This window comes from Enterobacter cloacae complex sp. P42RS (assembly GCF_014930595.1).
Lineage (GTDB): Bacteria > Pseudomonadota > Gammaproteobacteria > Enterobacterales > Enterobacteriaceae > Enterobacter > Enterobacter bugandensis.
In genome coordinates, this window is record NZ_JADBRK010000016.1 from 64047 (window position 1) to 83811 (window position 19765).

Sequence of the window (19765 nt, forward strand, 5' to 3'; positions counted from 1 at the left end):
AGCCTCTGATATTGCGATTTTGTGATGTAGCGCAGAGGCGCGTTTCAGAATGAGCCGGGTAACCGCGTCGTTACCCGGCGGAGGCCATTTAGCGCAGCGCTCTGGCAATCGCGCTAAACATCAGAGAGGCCTCCAGCGGCTGGGCGCTGAAGGACGGTTCCGCCTGCGGCCAGGTAGACCACTGGACAATGACCAGATTTTCCTTCGGGTTCACCATAATCATCTGCCCGAAAATGCCCAGCGCCCAGAGTGAACCTTTCAGCGAATCCTGTGCCGTCGGCTCTACGCCCTTGGCATTGGCGGGCACTTCGTTGTTCCACCACTGATAGCCGTACAGCCCCTCGGGATGGGCGTCAGAGACCGAGCCTTTGGCCTTCGTCCAGTCTGACGACTGCCGGATCCAGTTTTCCGGCAGGATGGTCTTACCGTTCGGCAGCGTACCGTTGTTCAGGATAAATTGCCCGAAGCGTCCCCAGTCCTCCAGCGTGGCGTTAAAGCCGTGCGCGCCAACGTCATGCTGGCCTTTGCTGTAGGCATGCCACACGCCGTCGCTCGCCATGCCGTAAGGCTGCCAGATGCTTTTCTCCAGATAGGCTGCGAGCGTCATGCCGGTGGCCCGCTCCAGCACGTCACCCAGCAGCCAGGCGCCGCCCGAAGAGTAAGACCAGCTCTCTCCGGCCGGATGCGCTCTGCGTAACCCCTTCACCAGCTTCCGCACGCAGTCATATGTACCCGGCTTCGCCTCGCACTCGGTGAGCTGCGCAAAGTCGGAGTGGGGGTTGGTGTAATCCTCATTCCAGGCCACGCCGGAGGTATGGGTGATCAGCTGTCTGAGCGTCACGCCGTCCCACGCGGTGCCTTTCAGGTCGGGTTCATACCGCGTGACCAGGTCGTCGAGCGAGTGAATTTTTCCCTCTTTGAGGGCCACGCCCACCAGCGCCGATACCACCGATTTCCCAACCGAGCGCGAGGTCCAGAGCGTCGAGTCGGTATTGCCCTCTCCAAGATACTTCCAGGCGATTTTGCCGTCCTTCAGCACCAGCATGCCGCTGACGTTCTGGCGCTGGAGGTACTCCTGAAGGCCGTAGCGCCTGCCGTTGACCTGATAGTGTGCGTCCGTGAGCGGCTTGTCCGACATTTCCAGCGGCACGGCGTTACCGTGGCGGAAACGATCCCCGGCGTAGTTGCGATAGTCATTGCGAAAGCCCACCACGCGATCGGCCTGACTCCAGGTGAGCATCTTATGGGTGTCCGGCAGCGCGGTGTCGAAGGGGGCTGGACAGGCGCTGAGGTCGGTGCCTTTACAGGCCGCCACTGCCGCAGGGGAGATCAGGGTGCTGAAGACAAGGCCCGCCAGCAGGGCATGGTTTACTTTTCTGTTTTTCATATCCGTCTCTTACAGGTTAGGAACGGCTTTAGTTTAAAAACCCCGGGGCTATAATAAAAAACGCGTAGCGGGGGAAAATCCCCCCAAAAAACAGAGGGAGCGTAGCGTGGTGGGACTGATTTACTCTTTTGCACAGCTCGAGGCATTTACCGCCGTGGCCGAGAACGGGAGCCTGAGTAAAGCCGCGGTGGCGCTGAAGAAGGACCGCACGACGCTTCGCGATCTGGTTGATTTTCTTGAGGATGGGTTAGGCTACGCGCTGTTTATTCGCGACGGCCGCACCCTGCGGCTCACGCCCGAAGGGGAACAGCTTCAGCGCCAGGCGCACCTGCTGATGCGGCAGGTAAAAGCCTTTGAGGCGTTTGCCAGAGAGGTGCCGCACGGTGCCACGCAGGACCTGACGCTGGCCTACGATCCTTTTACGCCCAGAGCCTTTCTGCACGGGGTGATTGCTGAAATGGCTGCGCGAAACATCCGGCTGAGCCTTATCTGCACCTCGCGGGATGAATCGGAACGGCTGCTGGCGAACAACGACGCGGATCTGGCCATCTGCCAGGCGCGCAATCGCAGCGTGGGCAATGATATGGAGTGGCGCGCCCTCGGCGCCATTGATATGGATTTTTATGCCGCCCGCGGGCTGTTTGCGGACAGTGCTTCCCCACTGTCGCTGCTCGATCTCTCCCTGGTGCCCCAGGTCGTCATGCACCCCGCCTCGGACGAGCCGGTGGCGCGCCGCCTGCAGATCTCCGGGCATACCCTCTTTACCAACGAACCGGAGATGCTGCGCGGTCTGCTGGAGCGCGGCTGCGGCTGGGGATTCTTACCGACGCATTTTCATGCGGGTCAGTGGCAAAACGTAAAAAGGCTGCACACCGAAGTGGGCAGCCAGGGGATTGGTCAGACGATGGTCACCATCTGGAAGCCGGGGAGCGACAAGCGCAGCACGATCGCTGAAACGCTGTCGCTCCTGCCGGACGTATGGAAGCACTCAGCGCTGTGAACAGCTTTTGCACTGTTTGTTCTGGATCTGCTGGAAGAAGTCGTTGCCTTTATCATCCACCAGAATAAACGCCGGGAAGTTCTCCACCTCAATTTTCCAGATCGCCTCCATACCCAGCTCAGGATAGGCAACGCACTCCAGGCTCTTGATGCTGTTTTGCGCCAGCACCGCCGCCGGGCCGCCGATGCTGCCCAGGTAGAAGCCGCCGTGCTTATGGCAGGCGTCCGTCACCTGCTTGCTGCGGTTGCCTTTCGCCAGCATGATCATGCTCGCGCCGTGGGACTGCAGTAAGTCCACATACGAATCCATGCGCCCTGCGGTAGTTGGACCGAGTGAGCCAGACGCGTAGCCTTCCGGCGTTTTGGCCGGGCCCGCGTAGTAAATCGGATGATCTTTGACGTACTGCGGCAGTTCTTCACCGTTGTCGATCAGCTCTTTCAGCTTCGCGTGGGCGATGTCGCGCGCCACGATGATGGTTCCGTTCAGCGACAGGCGGGTAGAGACCGGGTGCGCGGAAAGCTGCGCCAGGATCTCATTCATCGGCTTGTTCAGGTTGATGCTGACCACGTCGCCTTCGCCCTGCTGGCGCAGTGACTCCGGAATATACTGGCCCGGGTTGTGTTCCAGCTTCTCAATCCAGATCCCATCGCGGTTGATTTTCGCTTTGATGTTGCGGTCTGCGGAGCAGGAAACCCCCATGCCAATAGGGCAGGAGGCACCGTGGCGCGGCAGGCGGATCACGCGAATGTCGTGGGCGAAGTATTTACCGCCAAACTGCGCGCCGAGGCCGAGGTTCTGTGCTTCCTGGAGCAGTTCCTGTTCGAGCTGAACGTCGCGGAACGCCTGGCCGTGCTCGTTGCCTTCGGTTGGCAGCGCGTCGTAGTAGCGGGTGGAGGCGAGCTTCACGGTTTTCAGCGTGGCTTCCGCTGAGGTGCCGCCGATAACAAACGCGATATGGTACGGCGGGCAGGCTGCGGTCCCCAGGGTACGCATCTTCTCAACCAGGTAGTTTTTCAGCTTCGCCGGGGTAATCAGCGCTTTGGTTTCCTGGTAGAGATAGGTTTTGTTGGCAGAGCCGCCGCCCTTCGCCATGCACAGGAATTTGTATTCGTCCCCGTCGACGCTGTAGAGGTCAATCTGTGCGGGCAGGTTGGTGCCGGTATTCACTTCTTTATACATATCCAGCGCCGCATTCTGCGAGTAGCGCAGGTTATCTTCAATATAGGTGTTATACACGCCCTGGCTCAGGGCCGCTTCGTCACCGCCGCCGGTCCAGACGCGCTGGCCTTTCTTACCCATAATGATTGCCGTGCCGGTATCCTGGCAGGTTGGCAGCACGCCTTTCGCCGCAATTTCCGAGTTGCGCAGGAACTGCAGGGCCACGTACTTATCGTTCTCGCTGGCTTCCGGGTCGTTAAGAATGGCGGCAACCTGCTTCTGGTGGGAAGGACGCAGCATAAATGCGGCGTCGTGGAAGGCCTGCTGCGCCAGCAGGGTCAGGGCTTCGGGCTCCACCTTCAGCACTTCCTGGCCGTCGAATTCGGCAATGGAGACATGCTCGTTGGTCAGCAGGTAGTATTCGGTGTCGTCATGCGAAAGAGGGAAGGGGTTCTGATAAAAAAACGGTTTATTCGACATAGTATTGCTCCACAAAAATAAAACCGCCGGAGGAGAAGTCCGGCGGTCAGGAATCAGAACATCATGGACATCCACGGGTAGCCAATCAGCAGCAGGGCCGCCAGGAAGATGGCACCGAAGATGGTGCCGAGGCGCCAGTAGTCTTTGGTTGGCAGGTAGCCGCTACCGTAGTAAATCGGGCTTGGGCCAGTGCCGTACGGGGTGATGATCCCCATGACGCCCAGCGAGGTCACCATCAGCAGAACGAACACTTCCATATTCATGCCCGGAATGGTGGAGGCGATGGTCAGCATCGCTGGCAGCAGCGCCGTGGTGTGCGCTGTGGTGCTGGCAAACAGGTAGTGCAGCAGGTAGAACGCCAGCAGCAGGACGATGGTCGCCACGCCCGGAGAGATACCGCTCATCAGCAGGCCGCCTTCTTTACCTAACCAGCTGATAAAGCCGGTAGAGGAGAGGCCATCCGCCAGCGCCACCAGGGTGGCGAACCAGACGAAGGTGTTCCACGCCGCTTTGTTGCCGGTGATATCGTTCCACTCCAGCACGCCGGTCCACAGCATCAGGCCAACGATAAGCAGGGCTGCCATCGCGGGTTCAATCCACGCGGCGGCGAAGATCCACATCAGCAGCGCGCAGCATACGAACACTAGCAGAAGGATCTCATTGCGCGACAGTTTGCCCAGTTTTTCCAGTTCACGGGTCGCCCACAGCGGCACTTCGTTGTTCACCTTCACTTCTGGCGGGTAGAACCAGTAGGCCAGCAGCGGCATGGTCAGGATCAGCAGGATGCCCAGCGGCAGGAAGGCGAGGAACCAGGTCCCCCAGGAAATGTCGATCCCAACCGTACTTTTCACCAGCGCCAGGGCCAGCAGGTTTGGCGCGAGGGCGGAGAGGAACATTGAGCTGGTGATACAGGCCGCGGTGATCGCCACCCACATCAGGTACGAACCAATCTTACGCGCGCTGGGGTCGTTCGGTTTTGAACCGTACAGCGGCGGCAGGTTAGCGATGATCGGGTAGATGGTCCCACCGCTGCGCGCGGTATTTGACGGAGTGAACGGTGCCAGCAGCAGGTCCGCAAACGTAATCGCGTAACCGAGCGTCAGGCTGCGACGGCCAAGATACTTCACCAGAATCAGCGCCAGACGGCGGCCGAAGCGGGTTTTATCATAGCCCGCGGCAAACATAAAGGCACCGAAAATCAGCCAGACGGTGGAGTTACCAAACCCGCTCACTGCCCACTTAAAGGAGGCGCCCGCCAGCTTGAATTTCGGGTCAGCCAGCTGTTCAGGGCTGAACAGCACCCACTGGCTGCACAGGGCAATGGCGACCACGCCGGTCAGACCGATCACCGCGCCCGGCAGGGGTTCGAAGATAAGACCGACGATCACGCCGACGAAGATGGCGAAGTAGTGCCACGCGTAAGGCGGCAGCCCTTCCGGTACCGGAACAAACAGCAGCAGTACGGCGACGATGACGGGCAGTGCCATCATCAGCAGACGTTTTGCGTTTCCATTTGATGCCTGGTTCGCCACAGGGGGCGTTACAGCAGTTTTTGTATTCATAGTTTCACGTCTTAAGTTGTCAAAAATTCGGTCGCACTGAAAAGTCAAAATTGCTTTCTTAAGTTTCTTTGCTTTTTTTAGTTATTAAAGGTGCGTTTTGGTATTTTCAGTAATAGCGATTTAACGCTTTTTTGTGTGCGTTAAATTAAAAAATGATGATGTTTTTATATTGCGCTTTTAAATGCCATGACTATTGATCGAGATCAAAAAAACAGAATTGCAGCGTTATTTTTATGCTTTTATTAATAACCGCTCTGGCGTATGTGGTTATTATCTTTTTTGCGGGTTTATTTTATCATTTCTGTAACAATTCGAAATTTTAATAACGCCTATTCAGTTGATTTTAAAGGGTGTTTTTGGTTTTTGGCGAAATGGTTTTACCATTTTTTATTTAACGTATTTTAAAATATTGTGAATGCCTCAATGACAATCGCTAACACCAATGTATTATTAGTGTTATCACAGGGATTAAATAGTTTTTTAACTAACGTAATAACTTTAGAAACTAAAAAAACCATTATATTAATATCATGACATCGGCAAAAAACGACGAAATAAAAAATCAATCCGATAACGAATTCTCAATTTTTAAAAGTTTGGAGTTTCTATTATGAGCACTAACGAACGCATTCTTAGCCCCTTCACATTACCGAATGGCACTGAACTGAAAAACCGTTTGTTAATGGCCCCTATGACCACCTGTACCGGCTATTATGACGGCACCGTCACCAGCGAGCTGGTGGAGTACTATCGGGCCCGTTCCGGCAGCATTGGCACCATCATCGTGGAGTGCTGCTTCGTCGACGATCTCGGCCTCGCCTTCCCGGGCGCAATTGGTATTGATAACGACGAGAAAATCGCCGGGCTGGCGAAAATCGCCGAGGCCATTAAATCCAAAGGATCTAAGGCCCTGCTGCAGATCTACCACGGCGGCCGCATGGTTGATCCGAAACTGATCGGTGGCCGTACCCCGGTTGGCCCAAGCGCCGTAGCCGCGCCGCGTGACGGTGCCGCAACGCCGGTTGCCCTGACCGCCGAAGAAGTGGAAGGCATGATCGGCAAGTTTGGTGAAGCCGTGCGCCGCGCCATCCAGGCCGGTTTTGACGGCGTGGAAATCCACGGGGCGAACACCTACCTGATTCAGCAGTTCTACTCTCCAAACTCTAACCAGCGCGACGACGAGTGGGGCGGCAGCCGCGACAACCGCGCGAAGTTCCCGCTGGCGGTGCTGGACATCACCCACAAAATGGTGCGCCAGTACGCGGACGACGCGTTTATTATTGGCTACCGTTTCTCCCCTGAAGAGCTGGAAGTGCCGGGCATCCGCTTTGAAGACACCATGTACCTGCTGGAGAAACTGGCGGCGCGCGGCGTGGACTACCTGCACTTCTCCGTCGGCGCGACTCTGCGTCCGTCCATTGTCGACACCCAGGACCCGACGCCGCTGATCGAAAAATACTGCGCGATGCGTTCTGAAACGCTGGCGCAGGTTCCGGTGATGGGCGTGGGCGGCGTGGTGAATGCGTCAGACGTGAATGAAGCGCTGGAACACGGTTACGACCTGATTGCCGTTGGCCGCGCCACTATTGCCTACCCGGACTGGACCGACCGCATCGCGGCGGGTGAAAACCTTGAGCTGTTTATGGACAGCACCAAACGCGAGGAACTGAGCATTCCTGAACCGCTGTGGCGCTTCTCGCTGGTGGAAGCGATGATCCGCGACATGAGCATGGGCGAATCGAAATTCAAACCGGGCATGTTCACCGAGAAGGTGCAGGACGACGCGAACGAGCTGGTGATTAACGTCAGTCTGGAGACTGACCGCATTGCGGACATCGAGCTGGCCTCTGGCCCGAGCGAAGATATTGAGTTCGTCACCAGCTTTGAAGAGATCCGTACCCGCATTCTTGACGCCAATACCCCGCACGTGGATGCCATCACCGGTGCCACCAGCCAGAGTGAAGCGGTGAAGAAAGCGGTCTCTAAAGCGATGCTGAAATCCAGCAAAGCGCTGGCAGCGGAAGAGGGCGTTGACCCGAACGAAACCCGCAGCGTGGACGTGGTTGTTGTCGGTAGCGGCGGCGCCGGTCTGGCGGCGGCGATTCAGGCTCACGATGAAGGCGCGAGCGTGCTGATTGTTGAGAAAATGCCAACCATCGGCGGGAACACCATTAAAGCCTCTGCCGGTATGAATGCCGCCGAAACCCGCTTCCAGCGCGTGAAGGGCATTAAGGACAGCAAAGAGCTGTTCTACCAGGAAAGCCTGAAAGGCGGCGGCAACAAGAACAACCCTGAACTGCTGCGCCGCTTTGTCGAGAACGCGCCGCAGGCGATCGAGTGGCTGGCAACGCGCGGCATCATGCTGAACGACATCACCACCACCGGTGGGATGAGCATCGACCGTACTCACCGTCCAAAAGACGGCTCTGCGGTGGGGGGCTACCTGATCAGCGGCCTGGTGCGTAACGTCAACAAACGCAACATCGAGGTGATGCTGGATACCTCCGTCAGCGACATTCTCTTCGAAAACGGTGAAGTCACCGGCGTGCGCCTGACCACCGAAGAGAATGAAACCGTCACCGTGGCAGCGAAAAGCGTGATCGTGGCGACGGGCGGCTTCAGCGCCAACAGCCAGATGGTCGTTAAATACCGTCCGGATCTGGAAGGGTTCGTCACCACCAACCACAAAGGGGCAACCGGCGGCGGTATCGCACTGCTGGAGCGCATCGGGGCGGGCACCGTGGATATGGGCGAAATCCAAATTCACCCAACCGTTGAGCAGAACACCTCGTACCTGATTTCCGAATCCATCCGCGGGGGCGGGGCGATTCTGGTCAACCAGAAAGGGGAGCGCTTCTACAACGAAATGTCGACCCGCGATAAAGTCTCGGCGTCAATCATCGCGCTGCCGGAGAAATACGCGTACATCGTCTTTGACGAGCACGTACGTGCCAAAAACAAAGCCGCGGATGAGTACATTGCGAAAGGCTTCGTGACCAGCGCCAGCTCGCCAAAAGCGCTGGCGGAAGCGCTCGGTATGGATCACCACGCTTTCCTCGCGACCCTGGAACGTTACAACGGTTTCGTTGAAAAACAGCACGATGACGATTTTGGTCGTACCACCGCGCTGCGTGCGCCCATCAACGAAGGGCCTTTCTACGCTATTCAGATTGCGCCAGGCGTGCACCACACCATGGGCGGCGTGACCATCAACACCGAAACCTGCGTGCTGGACAGCAACCACAACGTACTGCCGGGGGCGTTTGCGGCGGGTGAAGTGGTCGGGGGGATCCACGGCGGCAACCGTATCGGCGGTAACGCGGTGGCGGATATCATTATTTTTGGTACCCTTGCAGGACATCAGGCGGCGATGCGCTCAAAAAGAACGTAAGGCTCCTGTCTCCCCGGCGGCGCGGTGCCTGCCGGGGCTACATCTGAGGACACATGCAATGCCTGATAGCCATCGCGTTTACAGCTACTCCGCCGTTCTGATGGGCTCGCCCATTCTCCTGAAGCTCTTCTACCATGACGAAGCCCTCGCGTCCCGCGTTTTCCGCCTGATCAAACAGTACGAAGATCTCCTCACCGTTAACCGGGCGCATTCCCAGGTGATGGACATCAACCATGCGGCGGGCCAGCATCCGGTTGCCGTCAGTCATCCGGTGTTTGAACTGATCCGCTGTGCCAAAGCGGCAAGCCTGCTAAAAGACAGCGCGTTTAACCTGGCGATCGGCCCGCTGGTGAAGCGCTGGAAGATTGGCTTTCAGGGAGACAGCGTTCCGCCTGCCGATGACATTGCGTCCCTGCTGGCGATAACCCGGCCCGAGGAGGTCATCCTTGATGAGGCGCAGACCAGCGTGTTTCTGACCAGATCGGGGATGGAGATTGATCTGGGGGCCATCGCCAAAGGCTATATCGCCGACCGGGTGCGGGACTACCTGCGCAAAGAGGGCGCTGAGCTGGGGCTGATCAACCTCGGCGGAAACATCCAGACGTTAGGCTCGCCGGAAGGTGGCTGGAGCGTGGGGCTAAAAAAACCGTTTGCCGGTGACGCGCTGATCGGTGCGATGACGGTGGAGAACCTCTCCGTGGTGACCTCGGGAACGTACGAGCGCTACTTCGAGCAGAACGGCAAGCGCTATCACCATATTCTCGATCCGCGCACCGGGTATCCGCTCGACAACGAGCTGGAGAGCGTCACTATCATTTCAAAAGACTCCATTGACGGCGACATCTGGACCACGCTGATGTACGGCATGGGGGTAGAAAAGGGCTGTGCCGCCCTGCGTGCGCGCCCTGATATTGAAGCTATCTTTGTGACCAAAACAAAAGAAGTGGTGATCTCCTCGATGCACCACTTCCGTTTTACCCTTCTGGACGAGAGCTACCGCGTTATTGGCAGTACTGTTTGAGCAGCCCGATCTGTTCCGGCTGTAAGCGGTAGCGGTACACCGGACGCCCGGTGGCGCCGTAGTGAATGCTGGTGAACAGAATGTTGATCTGCGCAAGCCAAATCAGGTATTTACGGCAGGAGACGCGGGAGATATTGACTGCGTTAGCCAGATCGTCGGTGGAAAATTCCGTCTCCGGGTGGCCATCAATCCACTGGCAAATCGTGCGCAGCGTTTGCGGCGTTAACCCCTTCGGCAATTTTTTAGTGTCCGCCAGCTCCGGCGCGCCGCCGTGGATCAGCCTGTCGACGTCCGCCTGCTCGTAATACTGGTGCGAGCCCATCAGGCTGTGTTTTGCCTTCCAGCCGTTCAGCGCCTCTTCAAAGCGCGGGAACTGGAACGGCTTTATCAGATAATCCACCACGCCGTAGTGGATGGAGGTCTGGATCGTGGCGGCATCGGCGGCCGAGGAGATCATAATCACATCAATCGGGCGGCCTGACGCGCGAATATCGGGCAGCAGATCCAGCCCGTTATCCTGCTGCATGTAGACGTCCAGCAGCACCAGATCGACAGGCTGGCTGGGGTTATTGATAAAGGCCCTGGCCTGATTGAGCGTGGAGGCGACGCCGCAGCAGCTGAAGCCTTCAACACGGTTGACGTACAGACGGTTGAGGTCGGCTACCATGGCGTCATCATCGACAATTAATACATTTATCACGCGATATTCCTCTCGCTATCCCAGGGGATGTGAACAAAAAATTGGGTAAATACGCCAGGCTCAGACTCGACGGTAATATCGCCGCCCAGGTTCTGGATCTGCTGGCGAGCAAGGAACAGCCCAACGCCGCGGTTTTCACCTTTTGTTGAGAACCCCTTAGTAAAAATAGCCTCCAGCTGAGTGGGATCAATGCCGGGGCCGTCGTCGCTGACTTCGCAGCTGAGCCAGCCATTCTGATAATGCAGCAGCAGGCCAATCTCGCCTTCCTGCTGTCCTGCCATCGCGTCGAGCGCGTTTTCGATTAAGTTACCCAGCGCGGTGATCAGCACCGCAACCTGCTCTTCACTGCCGGTATCCGGTATCAGGCTTTCATCCGCCAGCGTCAGGGTGACGCCGGCCTCTTTCGCCCGGTTGATTTTACCCAGCAGGAACCCGGCAACGACCGGGGACTTTACCTTGCTCTGGATCGTGCCAATGTCCGTCTGGTAATTATGCGCCGTCTGGATGATGTACTCCTCCAGCTTGTCGTAACGCTTCATGTGCAGCAGGCCGAGGATCACATGCAGTTTATTCATAAACTCGTGCGTGTGGCTGCGCAGGGCGTCGACGTAGTTGACCATGCCATCAATACGCTGCATCAGCTGGCTGATTTCCGTTTTATCGCGGAAGGTGCTGATAGCCCCGATCACCCGATTCTGGCTTTTGACCGGCACCATGTTGCAGAGCAGCAGTCGTCCGTTGCAGCTAATCTCCTGATCCTGACGCGCAATCCCGGTTTTCGATACCTCACGCAGGCTTGCCAGCAGCGGCTCGCTGGTGTTTTCGGTCTGCTTGCCGGAGGGGAGAAGTAATATCTCTCTGGCAGCGTGGTTAATCATCGTCACGCGGCCGTGAATATCGACGGCCAGCACCCCTTCGCGAAGCGACTGCAGCATCGCCTGGCGCTGTTCGAACAGGGCGGAGATTTCATAGGGTTCTAGCCCGAACAGGATGTGTTTCAGGACCCGTACCAGACCCCAAATCGCCATCGAACTCATAAAGATGCTGAACAGAATCGTCCAGAGCGCGTTGAGCCGCCCGCGGGCTATCTGGTCTTCCACCTTTTTGAGGGAGATCCCGACCACGACGACCCCGATCTGATCGTGTTGGCTGTCATAGACCGGCGTGAAAACGCGAAGCGCCTCGGCGAGGGCGCCGCGGTTAACCGAGACATTCTCTTTGCCTTCCAGCGCGGGTTCCAGATCGTTGCCGATAAAATGCAGGCCGATGAGCGCCTCGTTCGGGTGCGAGTAGCGAATCCCCCGCATGTCGGTCACCACGGTAAGCAGCAGATCGTTGCGTTGGGTGACGGCTTTGGCGATGGGCTGAATGATGTCGGCCTGCGGCGACTGCATCAGGCCGCGCTGGATTTCCGGGCTGTCGGCCAGCGTGCGGGCGATGCCCAGAGCGGTATCTTTTACATCATCGCGGGTCGCCCGGGTGATCTGCACGGAATAGAGCGCAAAAACTACCAGCAACACCGAGGCGATAATCGCGGACACCATCAACGTGACCAGCGTGTACAGTTTCATGGGGCGCTTGCGCGTCAGAGGGAAAGGCTGCAAATCGCTCATCAACACTCCGCGATGATTAAGAAAGGGAGTGATTATCGCTGATGATGGGCTTTTCTTAAAGCCATGTAAAAGCGTCGATTTACTCTTCTTTTCGTGACCCCACTCGCAGGTCATCTATATAAAACACTTTATAGTGTGTGGGTACTCATAATAAGGAGGCTGTTTATGAGCATTACGCTTACCGGTTCAGTCAAGGAAAGACGGCACGCCAGCACGATGAATATAGATAGATTGTCCACGCTGGACATGCTGAAGGTTATCCACGAGGAAGATGCACGCATTTCTGCTGCTATAACCCCCTGCTTAACGACAATCGCCCGCGCGGTGGATAACGCCGCCTCGGCGCTCAACCACGGCGGCCGTCTGGTGATTGTCGGCGCGGGCCCGTCAGGCTGCATCGCACAACAGGCTGCAGATGAGTATGCGCCGGGTAAAACGCCGGTAATTGCCGTGACGGCAGAAGAGGGGGATGGGGGCTACGAGCGCGGGGTGGCTGACCTGCAGGCCATTAAATTTGATGAACACGATATGATGCTTGCCGTGACCGTCAGCGGAAAAACGCCGTGGGTCTGGGGGGCAATGCGGCATGCGTGGTCGTTGGGAGCGCCGGTTGCGGTCATCACCGGTGATGCACAAAGTGAAGCAGCACAGCTGGCAAGCATGGTAATTGCCCCAGAGCTTGGGGCTGATGTGGTTGCCGGGTATCGCAATACCAGGGCGGGGATCGCGCAAAAAATGATCCTCTCGATGATTACCACCGCGCTGGCCGTTCGCACCGGGCGCGTTTACAGCAACCTGCGCGTGGATCTTGAGGCAAGCAGTACCAAATGGGCCGAACGGCAGATCGCCATCGTGATGGAGGCGGGGGGATGCACCCGGGCGCAGGCAAAGGCCGCGCTGGAGAGCTGTAACCATCACTGTAAAACCGCGGTATTGATGGTGCTGACAGGCCTTGATGCGTGGAAAGCCCATGAGCTGCTGGTGCAGAATAACGGGTTTATCCGCGTGGCGCTGCAGGAAGCGCCGTAAAATAGTGTCCCTTGAAACAAAAAAGCCCGCAAATGCGGGCTTTAGTATTTTCAGGTATCAGAACTGGTAGATCATGCCGATGCCAACAATGTCATCGGTTGCAATACCGTTGTCATTGTAGAAGGCGTCATCTTCGTCCAGCAGGTTGATTTTATAATCAACATAGGTGGAGAAGTTCTTGTTGAAGTTGTAGGTCATGCCCAGGTCGATGTAGTTAACCAGATCCTGGTCTACATAGTCATAGCCATTGCGTGGGTGATAATCGTTACCGCCCAGATCGATGCCTTTGGAATAGACCCACGCCAGGGATGGACGCAGACCGAAGTCAAACTGGTATTGCGCTACGGCTTCAAAGTTCTGCGTTTTGTTGGCGATGCCGTCGCTGCCGTACGGCGTCATGTTGCGGGTTTCCGCGTACATCATCGCCAGGTAGACGCCTTGAGCATCATATTTTGCGCCAACGGTCCATGCGTCTGCACGGTCACCGCCTGCGTATTTGCTGAAGCGGTTATAGTTGCCCGCGCCATAAGCAACCTGATCGTTGGTACGGTCAGAGGAAGAATACGCCGCACCCAGGGTCAGGCCGAAGTCGAAGTCATAGGTGGTAGACATACCGAAGCCGTCGCCGTTCTGGAAGCGTACGTCGTCGTGACCGTTTTTGGTGCCTTCCTGATCTTCGTTAGCGTTTGCGCCTTCGTTAGCACCCTGATACTGCAGCGCGAAGTTCAGGCCATCAACCAGACCGAAGAAATCATTATTACGGTAGGTCGCAACACCGTTGGTACGGCCAACCATATAGTTGTCAGTCCAGGTGTAGGAATCACCACCAAATACCGGCAGCATATCCGTCCAGGCTTCAACGTCATACACGACGCCGTAATTACGGCCATAATCAAATGAACCGTATTCGCCATATTTCAGGCCCGCATAGGCCAGACGGTTAAAAGAGGTGTCCCCGGCGTTTTCGGTATCATTTGCGTAGGTTTTATATTCCCACTGACCGTAACCGACCAGATCGCGTGTAATCTGCGTTTCGCCTTTGAAACCAATCTGCACGTAGGTTTCGTCGCCGTCGTCGCCAGGGTTGTCGGAGAAGGTATGACGCGCGTCGACCTTGCCGTACAGGTCAACTTTATTGCCGTCTTTGTTATACATTTCAGCCGCGTTTGCCGCGCCAGCCATTAATAATGCGGGTACAAGAATTGCCAGAACTTTTCTTTTCATTATATATTCCCTTTAAAGATAATTTATATGAATATATGTAATCACCCTCCGTAATTACGTGTCTGATACTATTCTATGGCTAGTAAATTTGGTTCAAAAATAAATGTAATTAAACCAGTGAAAATATTACAAAATATTTCCAAAGATCTCTTTATTTTTCAAATGAATTAATCGCTTGAAAGTATTGCGGGTAATTATTATTAAGTATTTCGGGGTTCTATTTTTTAATTTATTTTATTTAGCTATGTTATAATTCAGTGCCCATTTTCGTAACAGGGAAGGATGATGGAACTCATACAGTGGCAGCAGCGCTTTGAATCCTGGCTTGATGAACATCACGCGACCGACGACACCGCGCACGATATTTCACACTTCCGTCGCGTCTGGCTGACGGCGCAGAAAATCATGGTTCATCACCACGTCGACCCGCTGACGATCCTGACCGCCTGCTATTTTCACGACATCGTTAGCCTGCCGAAAAATCATCCTGAACGCAGCCAGTCGTCGCGTCTGGCTGCACGCAAAACGCGGGACATTCTGCACCGCGATTTCCCTGACTTCCCGTCCGATCGCTATGCCGCCGTGGAGCACGCCATCGAGGCGCACAGTTTCAGCGCCGGCCTGACGCCGTACACGATTGAGGCCAAAATTGTCCAGGATGCAGATCGTCTGGAGGCGCTGGGGGCGATTGGCCTGGCGCGCGTGTTTGCCGTGTCAGGCGCGCTGGGCGTACCGCTTTTTGACGCGGACGATCCGTTTGCCGACGCGCGCCCGCTTGATGACCGGGCGTTTGCGCTCGATCATTTTCAGACCAAGCTGCTGCGCTTGCCTGATACAATGCAAACCGACGTCGGGCGCGAGCTCGCGCAGCACAACGCCGATTTTCTGATTCAGTTTATGGCGAAACTCAGTGCCGAATTACAGGGCGACTGCATCGGGCTGGATAGCCAGATTCAACACCGCTTCCGTCGCAGTTTGCGAAAGTGAACTGTGGTAATCTGTTTCCAGTCTTTATTGCCCGGTTAAAAGAATGCAGGAAAATCGATCAGTGACAGAGCCCGCGCCAGAGCAGGCTGAGAAGTCAACGGCAACGGTGCAGGCATTACTGCGCCAGCTGCTGGATATTTATGACGCTAAAACGCTGGCAAACCAGCTGGTGGCGCACGGCGAGAGCCACTGGAGCCCGGCCATCCTTAAGCGACTGCTGACCAGCGATCGGGCAGGGCGCCGCCTGAGCGAAAGCGAGTTTCGTTATCTGCAAGACCTGCTTCCGCGGCCGTCTGCCGCGCACCCGAACTATGCCTTCCGCTTTATCGATCTGTTTGCCGGCATCGGTGGCATCCGGCACGGCTTTGAAGCTATCGGCGGTCAGTGCGTGTTTACCAGCGAGTGGAACAAACATGCGGTACGCACCTATAAAGCGAACTGGTACTGCGATCCGCACGAACATCATTTCAACGCCGATATCCGCGACGTTACCCTGAGCCATAAAAGCGGCGTCACGGATGAACAAGCCGCCGAGCACATTCGCCAGACGATTCCGGCGCATGACGTGCTGCTGGCGGGCTTCCCATGCCAGCCTTTCTCGCTGGCCGGCGTCTCCAAAAAGAATGCCCTCGGGCGTGCCCACGGTTTTGCCTGCGATACGCAGGGAACGCTGTTTTTCGATGTGGCCCGAATCATTGACGCCCGTCGCCCGGCCATATTCGTGCTGGAAAACGTCAAGAACTTAAAGAGCCATGACGGTGGAAAGACCTTCCGCATTATCATGCAAACGCTGGACGAGCTGGGCTATGACGTGGCGGATTCCGAGGACATGGGCGCGGATGACCCGAAAATTATCGACGGGAAACACTTCCTGCCCCAGCATCGCGAACGCATTGTGCTCGTCGGTTTCCGCCGCGATCTCAATCTGAAGGGGGATTTCACCCTGCGGGATATTCCCTCCTTATACCCCGAGCGTCGTCCAACCATTGCCGACCTGCTGGAGCCGGTGGTCGACGCGAAATTTATCCTTACCCCGATCCTGTGGAAATACCTCTACCGCTATGCCAAAAAGCATCAGGCCAAAGGCAACGGATTTGGGTTTGGCATGGTGAACCCAAACGATCCGCACAGCGTGACCCGCACGCTGTCCGCTCGCTACTACAAAGACGGCGCGGAAATCCTGATCGACAGAGGCTGGGATAAAGCGCTGGGCGAGAAAGATTTCGACGATCCGCAAAACCAGCGTCACCGTCCGCGGCGCCTCACGCCGCGGGAGTGCGCCCGGTTGATGGGCTTTGAAACGCCGCAGGGCTACCGCTTTCGTATTCCGGTTTCGGACACCCAGGCTTACCGTCAGTTTGGCAACTCGGTGGTGGTGCCCGCGTTCGCGGCGGTGGCAAAACTGCTGGCCCCGCGCATCAGACAGGCGGTGGCGCTCCGCCAGGGTGAGGCCGTCAATGACGGACGTTCACGATAAGGCCACGCGCAGCAAAAACATGCGTGCCATCGGCACGCGTGACACCGCGATTGAAAAGCGTCTGGCCGGGCTTCTGACGCAGGTGGGCTTCGACTTTCGCGTGCAGGATCCCGCACTTGCGGGTCGCCCGGATTTCGTCATCGACGCGTATCGGTGCATTATCTTCACCCACGGCTGTTTCTGGCATCATCACGACTGCTACCTGTTTAAAGTCCCGGCGACGCGCACCGATTTCTGGCTGGAGAAGATTGGTAAGAACGTTGAGCGCGACGCGCGGGATCTCGCCACGCTTGTCGCGCAGGGCTGGAGAGTGCTGATCGTCTGGGAGTGTGCGCTGAGAGGACGGTTAAAGCTGAACGATGCCGATCTGAGCGAACGGCTGGAAGAGTGGATCTGCGGCGGCGGCCAGGCCGCGCAGATCGACACCCAGGGGATCCACGCGCTTACGGTTTCTCCACCTCGCAAGGCGTAACCACGGGCTTTGCCGGCAGCAAATATTTGCCTAAGGTCACCAGCACGACGGCAAAAACAATCACCCCTAAAGCTAACCACTCAACCGGAGAGAGCGTTTCACCGCCTAGCCCGGTGCCAAGCAGCACGGCCACGACCGGGTTGACGTAGGCATAGCTGGTGGCGACCGCCGGTGAGACGTTACGGATCAGGAACATGTAGGCGTTGATGGCGATGATGGAGCCAAACAGCGCCAGATAGCCTACCGCCAGGAAGCCCGACAACGGCGGCAGGGTCGTCAGCTCCTCTCCCGTCAGGGCTGAGGCCAGCAGCAGCACAATCCCAGCCGCAAGCATCTCTATTGCCCCCGCCATCATGCCGGTCGGCAGTTCGATACGCGAACCGTATACGGAGCCAAACGCCCAGCTCATCGAGCCGATAAGGATAATCACTGCGCCCCACGGATTCCCGCTCAGGTTACCGCCGCTGTTAAGCAGAATAATGCCGGCAAGGCCGATGCCAATCCCCAGCCACTCCAGCTTGCGGGTGCGGATGCCGAAAAGACGGCTGAAGCAGAGGGTAAACAGCGGTACGGTGGCAACGACCACGGCGGCGATCCCTGACGGTACGTTCTGGTGCTCGGCAATGGTCACAAAGCCATTACCGACCGCCAGCAGCAGCAGGCCTATCAGGGCGGCGTTCAGCATTGGGCGGAGCGGTGGAAGCTTGTGCCCGCGCAGCAGCAGGAAGGCCAGTAGCAGCACACCCGCCGAGAGGAAGCGAATGCCCGCCATCATCAGCGGCGGCCAGCTTTCCACGCCTATGCGAATGACAAAATAGGTTGAACCCCAGATGATATACAGCGAAAAAAGTGCCCCGATAAGCGGAAGCAGTTGCCGGAAACGCATAATCCCTCACGACGAAATAAAAAGGTCGCTGATAGTAAACGCGAAAACTATCGCGCTGGCGAGCCCTTTAATTGTGTAGTTGATGTGAATTTTTTGTTGACGAAAGCTGCCTGTTTCCGCGATTGCGCTTTTGCTCCATACTATTCACTTAATTACCAAAAAAGAAGGATCACCATTTTGGCAGGAAGTAGCTTATTAACATTGCTGGATGATATTGCCACCTTACTGGATGATATTTCCGTGATGGGGAAACTGGCGGCGAAGAAAACCGCAGGGGTGCTGGGGGACGATCTCTCGCTTAACGCCCAACAGGTAAGCGGGGTACGGGCTAACCGTGAGCTGCCGGTGGTGTGGGGCGTGGCAAAAGGCTCGTTTCTGAACAAAGTTATCCTGGTGCCGCTTGCGCTGCTGATCAGCGCATTCATTCCCTGGGCCATCACGCCGCTGCTGATGATTGGCGGGGCATTCTTGTGTTTCGAAGGCGTGGAGAAGGTCCTGCACTCTTTGAGCTCGCGCAAGCAGAAGGATACCCCGGAGGCGCGCCAGCAGCGCCTTGAAGCGCTTGCCGCGCAGGATCCGAAAGTTTTCGAGCGCGATAAAATCAAAGGCGCCATTCGCACCGACTTTATTCTGTCGGCTGAAATTGTCGCCATTACGCTGGGCATCGTCTCCGATGCGCCGCTGCTGAATCAGGTGTTGATCCTCTCCGGGATCGCCATTCTGGTCACGGTGGGCGTTTACGGCCTGGTCGGGCTGATCGTGAAGCTGGATGATATCGGTTACTGGCTGGAGGAGAAATCCAGCGCGGTGGCTAAAGGTATCGGTAAAGGCTTACTGACGCTGGCGCCGTGGCTGATGAAGAGCTTGTCCGTGGTGGGTACCCTGGCGATGTTCCTCGTGGGCGGCGGCATTGTGGTCCACGGCATTGCGCCGCTGCACCATGCCATCGAACATTTCGCCTCGGCGCAGGGGAGCGTGGTGGCAGCGATTCTGCCCACGCTGCTTAATCTGGTGCTGGGCTTTATCGTTGGCGCTATCGTGGTGGCGGCGGTGAAACTGATCGAAAAAATGCGCGGTACGGCGCACTAATTGTTACCCGTCGCAGGGTGCAAAAAGACCATTCCTCGTCTAAATTGAAACAGTTTCACCCTGATACAGGAGGCAGGTATGGTCTTTTTGGTCAGTGATGAAGTTAAGCCTAAGAAGGGCGGCCCGCGCATGATTGTCACCGGGTATTCCAGCGGAATGGTGGAATGTCGGTGGCATGATGGCTACAGCATTAAGCAGGAAGCCTTTCGTGAAGATGAGCTTCAGCCGGGTGACGGCCAGCGCAAGCACGATCAGGCTTAATCACATAACGCCCGGCTTTGCCGGGCGT

At 56.8% G+C, this 19765-nt stretch carries 16 protein-coding genes; 9 read left to right on the forward strand and 7 right to left on the reverse strand.

The window, feature by feature from the left end; genetic code table 11:
* Window positions 1-88: 88 nt before the first annotated feature.
* Window positions 89-1387, reverse strand: a complete 1299-nt coding sequence (locus tag IM314_RS17275) for a serine hydrolase (RefSeq protein ID WP_193358750.1) — start codon at window positions 1385-1387, stop codon at window positions 89-91.
* Window positions 1388-1493: 106 nt separating this feature from the next.
* Between IM314_RS17275 and IM314_RS17280 the strand changes: the two genes are divergently transcribed.
* The gene (locus tag IM314_RS17280) at window positions 1494-2387 is read left to right on the forward strand and encodes a LysR family transcriptional regulator (protein WP_193358749.1); all 894 of its coding nucleotides are present in this window, start codon (window positions 1494-1496) and stop codon (window positions 2385-2387) included.
* On the opposite strand, the gene fumA is transcribed toward IM314_RS17280, so the two are convergent.
* Window positions 2376-4025, reverse strand: a complete 1650-nt coding sequence (gene fumA, locus IM314_RS17285) for a class I fumarate hydratase FumA (protein WP_193358748.1) — start codon at window positions 4023-4025, stop codon at window positions 2376-2378. The genes IM314_RS17280 and fumA overlap by 12 nt on opposite strands.
* 53 nt (window positions 4026-4078) lie before the next feature.
* Complete coding sequence (locus IM314_RS17290) at window positions 4079-5587, reverse strand: anion permease (protein ID WP_023325580.1); 1509 nt, start codon at window positions 5585-5587, stop codon at window positions 4079-4081.
* A gap of 610 nt (window positions 5588-6197) precedes the next feature.
* On the opposite strand from IM314_RS17290, the gene IM314_RS17295 reads away from it, so the two are divergent.
* Complete coding sequence (locus IM314_RS17295; protein WP_193358747.1) at window positions 6198-8978, forward strand: flavocytochrome c; 2781 nt, start codon at window positions 6198-6200, stop codon at window positions 8976-8978.
* Between the two features lie 58 nt (window positions 8979-9036).
* Window positions 9037-9999 (forward strand): FAD:protein FMN transferase, encoded by a 963-nt coding sequence (locus IM314_RS17300; protein ID WP_193358746.1) that lies wholly within the window; start codon window positions 9037-9039, stop codon window positions 9997-9999.
* Here the strand turns inward: IM314_RS17300 and dcuR are convergent.
* Together dcuR and IM314_RS17310 are read right to left on the reverse strand one after the other, a co-directional pair.
* Window positions 9980-10699, reverse strand: coding sequence for a two-component system response regulator DcuR (gene dcuR / locus IM314_RS17305; protein WP_028013719.1), 720 nt, complete (start codon window positions 10697-10699; stop codon window positions 9980-9982). The genes IM314_RS17300 and dcuR overlap by 20 nt on opposite strands.
* Complete coding sequence (locus IM314_RS17310; RefSeq protein WP_193358745.1) at window positions 10696-12312, reverse strand: sensor histidine kinase; 1617 nt, start codon at window positions 12310-12312, stop codon at window positions 10696-10698. Before IM314_RS17310 ends, dcuR begins: the two co-directional genes overlap by 4 nt.
* Before the next feature lie 165 nt (window positions 12313-12477).
* Here IM314_RS17310 and IM314_RS17315 point away from each other — a divergent pair, with 165 nt between their 5' ends.
* Window positions 12478-13341 carry an N-acetylmuramic acid 6-phosphate etherase gene (locus IM314_RS17315; protein ID WP_193358744.1) on the forward strand — a complete coding sequence of 288 codons (864 nt, stop codon included), beginning with the start codon at window positions 12478-12480 and terminating at the stop codon, window positions 13339-13341.
* Between the two features lie 57 nt (window positions 13342-13398).
* On the opposite strand, the gene ompC is transcribed toward IM314_RS17315, so the two are convergent.
* Entirely contained in the window at window positions 13399-14565 is a 1167-nt protein-coding gene (ompC, locus tag IM314_RS17320; RefSeq protein ID WP_047362895.1) for a porin OmpC, read from the reverse strand.
* Between the two features lie 285 nt (window positions 14566-14850).
* Here ompC and IM314_RS17325 point away from each other — a divergent pair, with 285 nt between their 5' ends.
* The 3 genes from IM314_RS17325 (at window position 14851) to IM314_RS17335 (ending at window position 17501) form a co-directional block, all read left to right on the forward strand.
* The gene (locus IM314_RS17325; RefSeq protein WP_193358833.1) at window positions 14851-15552 is read left to right on the forward strand and encodes a phosphohydrolase; all 702 of its coding nucleotides are present in this window, start codon (window positions 14851-14853) and stop codon (window positions 15550-15552) included.
* 61 nt (window positions 15553-15613) lie between these two features.
* Window positions 15614-17029: a DNA cytosine methyltransferase gene (locus IM314_RS17330; protein ID WP_041909349.1), complete on the forward strand. Its 1416-nt coding sequence runs from the start codon at window positions 15614-15616 to the stop codon at window positions 17027-17029.
* Window positions 17010-17501 carry a very short patch repair endonuclease gene (locus IM314_RS17335; protein ID WP_193358743.1) on the forward strand — a complete coding sequence of 164 codons (492 nt, stop codon included), beginning with the start codon at window positions 17010-17012 and terminating at the stop codon, window positions 17499-17501. The genes IM314_RS17330 and IM314_RS17335 overlap by 20 nt, the downstream gene beginning before the upstream one ends.
* On the opposite strand, the gene yedA is transcribed toward IM314_RS17335, so the two are convergent.
* Window positions 17473-18387, reverse strand: a complete 915-nt coding sequence (gene yedA / locus IM314_RS17340; protein WP_028013712.1) for a drug/metabolite exporter YedA — start codon at window positions 18385-18387, stop codon at window positions 17473-17475. The two genes, IM314_RS17335 and yedA, sit on opposite strands and share 29 nt — an antisense overlap.
* Before the next feature lie 174 nt (window positions 18388-18561).
* Here yedA and IM314_RS17345 point away from each other — a divergent pair, with 174 nt between their 5' ends.
* On the forward strand, window positions 18562-19476 hold the full coding sequence (locus tag IM314_RS17345; protein ID WP_169804339.1) for a DUF808 domain-containing protein: 915 nt from the start codon (window positions 18562-18564) through the stop codon (window positions 19474-19476).
* A gap of 78 nt (window positions 19477-19554) precedes the next feature.
* A complete protein-coding gene (locus tag IM314_RS17350) occupies window positions 19555-19737 on the forward strand; it encodes a YodC family protein (RefSeq protein WP_028013710.1) in 183 nt (60 codons plus the stop codon).
* The last annotated feature ends 28 nt before the right edge of the window (window positions 19738-19765 follow it).

Bases quoted from the DNA above. Each gene is read 5' to 3' on its own strand.
- IM314_RS17295 (WP_193358747.1), top strand. From the start codon at position 6,198: ATGAGCACTAACGAACGCATTCTTAGCCCCTTCACATTACCGAATGGC.
- IM314_RS17325 (WP_193358833.1), top strand. From the start codon at position 14,851: ATGGAACTCATACAGTGGCAGCAGCGCTTTGAATCCTGGCTTGATGAA.
- fumA (WP_193358748.1), bottom strand. From the start codon at position 4,025: ATGTCGAATAAACCGTTTTTTTATCAGAACCCCTTCCCTCTTTCGCAT.
- IM314_RS17300 (WP_193358746.1), top strand. From the start codon at position 9,037: ATGCCTGATAGCCATCGCGTTTACAGCTACTCCGCCGTTCTGATGGGC.
- IM314_RS17350 (WP_028013710.1), top strand. From the start codon at position 19,555: ATGGTCTTTTTGGTCAGTGATGAAGTTAAGCCTAAGAAGGGCGGCCCG.
- yedA (WP_028013712.1), bottom strand. From the start codon at position 18,387: ATGCGTTTCCGGCAACTGCTTCCGCTTATCGGGGCACTTTTTTCGCTG.
- ompC (WP_047362895.1), bottom strand. From the start codon at position 14,565: ATGAAAAGAAAAGTTCTGGCAATTCTTGTACCCGCATTATTAATGGCT.
- IM314_RS17275 (WP_193358750.1), bottom strand. From the start codon at position 1,387: ATGAAAAACAGAAAAGTAAACCATGCCCTGCTGGCGGGCCTTGTCTTC.
- IM314_RS17315 (WP_193358744.1), top strand. From the start codon at position 12,478: ATGAGCATTACGCTTACCGGTTCAGTCAAGGAAAGACGGCACGCCAGC.
- IM314_RS17310 (WP_193358745.1), bottom strand. From the start codon at position 12,312: ATGAGCGATTTGCAGCCTTTCCCTCTGACGCGCAAGCGCCCCATGAAA.
- IM314_RS17290 (WP_023325580.1), bottom strand. From the start codon at position 5,587: ATGAATACAAAAACTGCTGTAACGCCCCCTGTGGCGAACCAGGCATCA.
- IM314_RS17335 (WP_193358743.1), top strand. From the start codon at position 17,010: ATGACGGACGTTCACGATAAGGCCACGCGCAGCAAAAACATGCGTGCC.